This is a genomic window from Streptomyces sp. NPDC020362 (assembly GCF_040642095.1).
Taxonomy (GTDB): domain Bacteria; phylum Actinomycetota; class Actinomycetes; order Streptomycetales; family Streptomycetaceae; genus Streptomyces.
Genome location: NZ_JBFAET010000333.1, coordinates 1 through 5879, shown reverse-complemented (window position 1 = coordinate 5879; position 5879 = coordinate 1). Strand labels below are relative to the sequence as shown.

The window sequence follows — 5879 nt, the reverse complement described above, 5'->3', positions numbered from 1 at the left end:
CGAAGTCCGAGCCGTCCGCCGCACCCGTCGCGGCGGCCGCCTCCCCGGCCACCGACGACGACGCGGACTGGTCGCAGACCGCCGCGGTCACGGGTCTCGCCGTGCTCGGCGCCGGGGCCGTGTCGCTCGTACTGCGCGCCAGGGGCGGCCGGGACGCGGGCGACTGACCGGCCGGCAGGCCGAGCAGCAGGCCCAGCGTGATCCAGGTGTAGATGTTGCTGCCGAGGAAGCCGTCGACACCGGAGGCGTCCTCGAACCAGAGCCACACCACGCTGGTGCACAGGACCGCGTACAGGGCACCGGCGATGCGCGGGTGCCCGGCGCGCGCCAGCACCACGAAGGACGGCAGCAGCCACACCAGATGGTGCACCCAGGTGATCGGGCTGACCAGGCAGGCCGTCGCCCCGGTGAGGGCGAAGGCCGGCGTCCAGTCGCCGGCCACCACCGCCCGGCGAGTCCGCACCGCCCAGACGAACAGCACGAGCAGGACCCCGGCGGCCCACAGTGCGCGGTCCGGCTCGCCGAGCCGTGCCAGGACACCCTGCAGCGACTGGTTCGAGACGTAGTCGAGCCGGCCGACCCGGCTGGTGTCCCACAGCGCCTCGGTCCAGTAGAAGCGCGACGCGTCCGGATCCGCGCAGGCGGCCAGTCCGGTCGCCGCGAGGGCCACGGCGGTCGCCACCCCGGCCGCCCGCCGGCGCCCGGCGAGCAGCAGCAGGCCGATGAAGAGGGCGGGCGTGAGCTTCACCGCGGCGGCGAGGCCGATGCCGACGCCCGCCCAGCGGTCCCTGCCGGTGGCCAGCAGCCGGCAGTCGCCGAGGACCAGGGCGAGCAGCACCAGGTTGACCTGGCCGAAGCTGAAGGTGTCCCGCAGCGGCTCGAACAGCGCGAGCACGCACAGGGCCAGCGACCAGCGGAACCAGCCGTGGCGCCGCCGGCCCGGCCCGGCCAGGATGCGCAGGACCACCGCGAGCGCGGCCAGGTTCACCAGCAGGGAGGCCGCGATGGCGGTGGTCCGCCCCATCGCCGCCAGCGGCAGCATGGCGAGCGCGGCGAACGGCGGATACGTGAAGCCGTACTCCGTCCCCGGCACCCGGTAGTCGTAGATCCGGCCGTCGTGGTGCACCCAGGTGTGCACCGCGCCGTAGTAGACGCGCAGGTCGAAGAAGTCGCGCAGCAGCGGCACGGTCGCCGTGAACGCGGTCACCGCGGCAGCCAGCGCCAGAACGAGCAGTGCACGGCCCCGGTCCGTGCGCGGCAGCGGGAGAGTGCTCATACCGTACGTCCCGTCGCCGGGGCCTGTGCCGCGAGGTGGGCCTGCCACAGGACGACCACACCGAGCACCCCGCCGGAGACCGCGAGGACCAGCTGGCCCAGGTCTGCCGGTCCCCCACTGGGCAGTACGGCGAGGGCCAGGACGCCCGCCAGGGCCGCCACCCGGTGCCGCACCGAGGTGCTGGGCGCGGCGGCCGCGATGAGGAAGAGGCCCCACAGCACGTACCAGGGGCGGATCGCCGGGCCGAAGACGGCCACCACCAGCAGGCTCAGCCCGAGGGCGTACACCGGTCGCGGGCGCAGCCGGACCCATATCACCAGCACGGCCATGGCCGTGACCGCGAGGCCGAGCAGGTGCCAGGCCGGTACGGCCAGCGGGGCCAGGCTGCTGCCGAGGTGGTCGAGCAGGGCACCGGTGGCGCGGCCCAGCAGGCTGGTCAGGGCCCAGTTGTGTGCGGAGACGGGCGTGTCCAGGGCGCGGATCCAGCCGTACCCCGTTCCGGCCACGGCGGTCGCGGCGACCGTCGTGGTGGCGGCGGCCAGCGCCGTCGTCGCGGTGGCCCGCAGCGGGGGGCGGCCGGAGCGGACCTGCAGGGCCACGACGGCGAGCAGGCCGAGCGCGGCGGGTGCCTTGACCAGGGCGGCCAGCGTGACGAGCACCGCCCCCAGGACGGGCCACCGGCCGCGTGCGGCGACCAGCCCGAGCCCCAGCAGGCCGAGCATGATCGCGTCGTTGTGGGCGCCCGCGACCAGGTGGAGCAGGACGAGCGGGTTGAGCGCGCCGAGCCACAGGGCGGCGGCCGGGTCGGCACCGCTGTGCCGGGCCAGGCGGGGCAGCGCCGCCGCCATGAGAGCCACGCCGAACAGGGCGACCAGACGCATGCCGAGGAGACCTGCGGGCAGCTGGCCGCGGGTCAGGCCCGACAGCAGGGAGGCCAGGGCCAGGAAGGCGGGGCCGTAGGGGGCTCCGGTGTGCTGCCACACCGGGGCCACCTCGTCGGCCAGCGGGCCGCCGAGGCGGGCGGGGCCGTCGGTGTACACGTCCATGTGGGCGTCGACCATGGCGCCCTGGGCGAGATAGCTGTAGACGTCCCGGCTGAACAGCGGGGGCGCGAGCAGCAGCGGGGTCGCCCAGAGGGCCAGGACCAGCAGCAGGGCGCGCGGGGTCGGCGGGCGCGGACCGCGCACCAGACGGCCGAGAAGCACCCAGGCCGCTATCAGCAGCACCACACCGCAGTAGACCCCGACCAGGCCGAGGGCGGCCTGTACGGAGGCCGGGGCGAGGAGGTCCTGCACGGGCAGGGCGCCGGCCGTCTCACCGCCCAGCGCGAGAAAGGCGGTACCGGCCAGCCCCAGCACCTGGCAGCGGCGGAGATCGACGGGGAAAGCCATGGCCAACACTGGGTCAGCGTGTCAACACCGGGTGGCCGGAAGGCGACGCTCCCTTCACCTGCGGGCGGCCCGTACATGACCGGAACGTGTGCAGCGATGACTTCTCCGCTCGCGCGGGGTCACCCCCGCACCACCCGGGACAGCGCGAATGCACCGCCTGAGACAGGGCGGATGCACCACCCGGCACAGGACGGACGTGATGACCGTGGCGAGGAGTTCCTCCTGTGCGAAGGTCGACGGCCCGGAGACGTACTACGAGCTTCACGGCAGCCCGTCGTACGCTGCCTCCGCTCCCCGTCCGCAGGGCTTCCAGGACCTCGTCGCCAAGTGCGCGGCCGCGGCCCCCGCCCCGCTTCCCTGGACCGCCGACGACCTGCGCGCGCTGCGGACGCCCACGCTGCTGGTCATCGGCGACCACGACTTCGTGCGCATCGAGCACGCGGCCGGGATGCGCGGCCTCATCCCGGACGCCCGGCCGGCGGTGCTGCCCGGCACCACCCGCATGGCGCTCATGCGGCGTTCGGCGCTGCTGCTTCCGCTGCTGGGCGAGTTCCTGGACGGGCCGTTCAGAACACCGACAGGCCGGTCAGCGTCGTGAACCGGTCCAGGGCCGCCACGCCCGCGACCGAGTTGCCGCGCTCGTCCAGTCCCGGGCTCCACACGCACAGCGTGCAGCGTCCCGGGACGACCGCGATGATGCCGCCGCCGACGCCGCTCTTGCCGGGCAGGCCGACGCGGTGGGCGAAGTCACCGGCCGCGTCGTACGTACCGCAGGTCAGCATCACCGCGTTGACCTGCTTGGCCTGGCTGCGGGTGAGCAGCCGGGTGCCGTCGGCGCGGATGCCGTGCCGGGCGAGGAAGGAGGCGGCGAGGGCCAGGTCGGAGCAGGAGGCCGCGATGGAGCACTGCCGGAAGTACTGGTCGAGCAGGACCGGCACGGGGTTGTCGATGTTGCCGTAGGACGCCATGAAGTGGGCGAGTGCGGCGTTGCGGTCGCCGTGCGCGGTCTCGGAGGCGGCGACCTCCTCGTCGAAGTCCAGGGACGGGTTGCCGCTCTCGGCTCGGAGGAAGTCGAGCAGTTCCCCGGAGGCGTCCCCGGTACGGGTGTGGAAGCGGTCGGTGACCACGAGCGCGCCCGCGTTGATGAAAGGATTCCGCGGGATGCCGTTCTCGTACTCCAGCTGCACCAGCGAGTTGAACGGGTTGCCGGAGGGCTCGCGGCCCACGTGCTCCCAGAGTGCGTCGCCCTCGCGGGCCAGGTCCAGGGCGAGCGTGAAGACCTTGGTGATGGACTGCGTGGAAAACGGCAGCCGCCAGTCCCCCACCCCGTAGACCGTGCCGTCCAGCTCGGCCACGGCCATGCCGAAACTGCGCGGATCGCGCGCCGCGAGTGCCGGGATGTAGTCGGCGGACCGGCCGCGTCCCGGGGTGCGATCGATCTCCGCCATGATCCGGTCGAGGACCGGTTGGAACTGGGAGGACATGATCGTCATGATGCCGCACTCCTGTCCACGGGGCGCCCCGGGGTCGTCGTCCGGTCCTCGTACGCGGCAGTGGCACGACGCGCACGACGCCAATCAGGCATGTTGTGAACCGAACTCCGCGTGCTGGCCCGCGGATCACGGCTGCGCGCGCCAGGGTGACATGGGGACCGGAGCCTGTCCGGTCGTCGGGAGACGGGAGCGATCGTGCGCCGGCGGAGCATCTACGGGGTAGGCCTGTGCACACTGACGCTGCTGGCCGGATGCGGCCTGCCCGTACCGCATGTGCCCGTGCCGGTCCGCCCGCACGGAGGACGGACGTTCTACCTCAGTCCGGACGGCGACGACGGGGACGACGGCCGGGCACCGCAGACCGCCTGGCGCACACTGCGGCGGGCCGACGCCGTGCGGCTGCAGCCGGGCGACCGCCTGCTGCTGAAGGGCGGGACGCGCTTCCCCGGCACCCTGAGCATCGGGCCGGGCGACGCCGGGAACGCCCGAAAGCCCGTCGTGATCGGTTCCTACGGGAAGGGCCGTGCGATGATCGCGGCGGCCGGCACCCGCGGCATCGGGGTGTACAACACGAGCGGGATCGTCATCCGGGACCTGATCGTCGCGGGCAACGCCGCGTCCTACCGGTCGCAGGACGGCATCGGCTTCGTCACCGATCTGCCCGGGAAGCGCACGCTGCCGTACCTCCGGGTCAAGGGCGTCGACGTGTCGGGCTTCCGCAACGGCATCCGGCTGCACGGCGGCGGCAAGGGGTCCGGCTTCCGGGACGTGGTGATCGATGCCTGCGCGGTGCACGGCAACAAGGACGCGGGGCTCGTGTCGGACGGCCCCGTCTTCGACGCGCACGCGCCCGGGTACGCGCACGAGAGGGTGACGGTCTCCGGGGTGGTGGCGTTCCGCAACGACGGTGACCCGGAGGCGGCGGGCCACAACACCGGCAGCGGCATCGTCCTCGGCAGCGTCCGCCAGGGTGTGGTGGAGGGATCGGACGCCCACGACAACGGGGCGTCGTCCTCCCCCCAGGCCGTGGAGGGCCCGGAGGGCATCTGGACGTACGACTCGACGCGGATCGTCCTGCAGCGCAACGTCGCCCACGACAACCACTCCGGGTCCAGGGTGGACGGCGGCGGGTTCGATCTGGGCAACAACGTGTCCCACTCGCTGATGCAGTACAACCTGTCCTACGGAAACGACGGCGCGGGCTTCCTGGCCTTCTCCGCCGTCCCGAACAAGGCCCACACGGACAACGCGATCCGCTACAACATCGGCCGGGACAACGCCCGCAAGCTCCCAGACTACGGCGGCATCGTGGTGGTCGGATCCCGGATCGGCAACCTGGCGATCTACCAGAACACGGTGCTGACCAGGGCGAACGGCTCCGTCCGCGCGCCCGCCCTGCGGCTGCGGACCCACCTCGCCGCGGTCTCGGTGCGCAACAACCTGTTCGTCACCGACGGCTCCCCCGTGGTGGCGGCCCAGGGCGCCTTCGGCACCTCGGAGGTGGTGATGCAGGGCAACGACTACCACAGCCCCGAAGGGCCGGGGCTGCAGTGGGGAGAGCGCCGGTACTCGGATCTGGCCGCCTGGCGGAAGGAGACGGGCCAGGAGATGCAGGGGGCGCGGGCCACCGGGACCGGCGCCGACCCGTGTCTGGCCGAGGTCCGGCACCGGGCGGACGGTCCCGACCCGCGCGGCAGCGGCCCGGCGCGCGGCGTACCG

Annotated in this window: 5 protein-coding genes; 2 read left to right on the top strand and 3 right to left on the bottom strand. The window is 73.4% G+C overall.

The features are described 5' to 3' along the window. Together AB0H32_RS46180 and mptB are read right to left on the bottom strand one after the other, a co-directional pair. A partial coding sequence (locus AB0H32_RS46180) for a glycosyltransferase family 87 protein (RefSeq protein ID WP_361135064.1) occupies positions 1–1276 on the bottom strand: 1276 nt, incomplete at its 3' end. Further along, a complete protein-coding gene (gene mptB, locus AB0H32_RS46175) occupies positions 1273–2667 on the bottom strand; it encodes a polyprenol phosphomannose-dependent alpha 1,6 mannosyltransferase MptB (RefSeq protein ID WP_361135061.1) in 1395 nt (464 codons plus the stop codon). The genes AB0H32_RS46180 and mptB, both read right to left, overlap by 4 nt. Positions 2668–2866: 199 nt before the next feature. Between mptB and AB0H32_RS46170 the strand changes: the two genes are divergently transcribed. Beyond that, on the top strand, positions 2867–3265 hold the full coding sequence (locus tag AB0H32_RS46170) for a hypothetical protein (protein ID WP_361135058.1): 399 nt from the start codon (positions 2867–2869) through the stop codon (positions 3263–3265). Here AB0H32_RS46170 and AB0H32_RS46165 read toward each other — a convergent pair. Next, entirely contained in the window at positions 3234–4160 is a 927-nt protein-coding gene (locus tag AB0H32_RS46165; protein WP_361135055.1) for a glutaminase, read from the bottom strand. The genes AB0H32_RS46170 and AB0H32_RS46165 overlap by 32 nt on opposite strands. Before the next feature lie 195 nt (positions 4161–4355). On the opposite strand from AB0H32_RS46165, the gene AB0H32_RS46160 reads away from it, so the two are divergent. Continuing rightward, a partial coding sequence (locus AB0H32_RS46160) for a right-handed parallel beta-helix repeat-containing protein (RefSeq protein ID WP_361135052.1) occupies positions 4356–5879 on the top strand: 1524 nt, incomplete at its 3' end.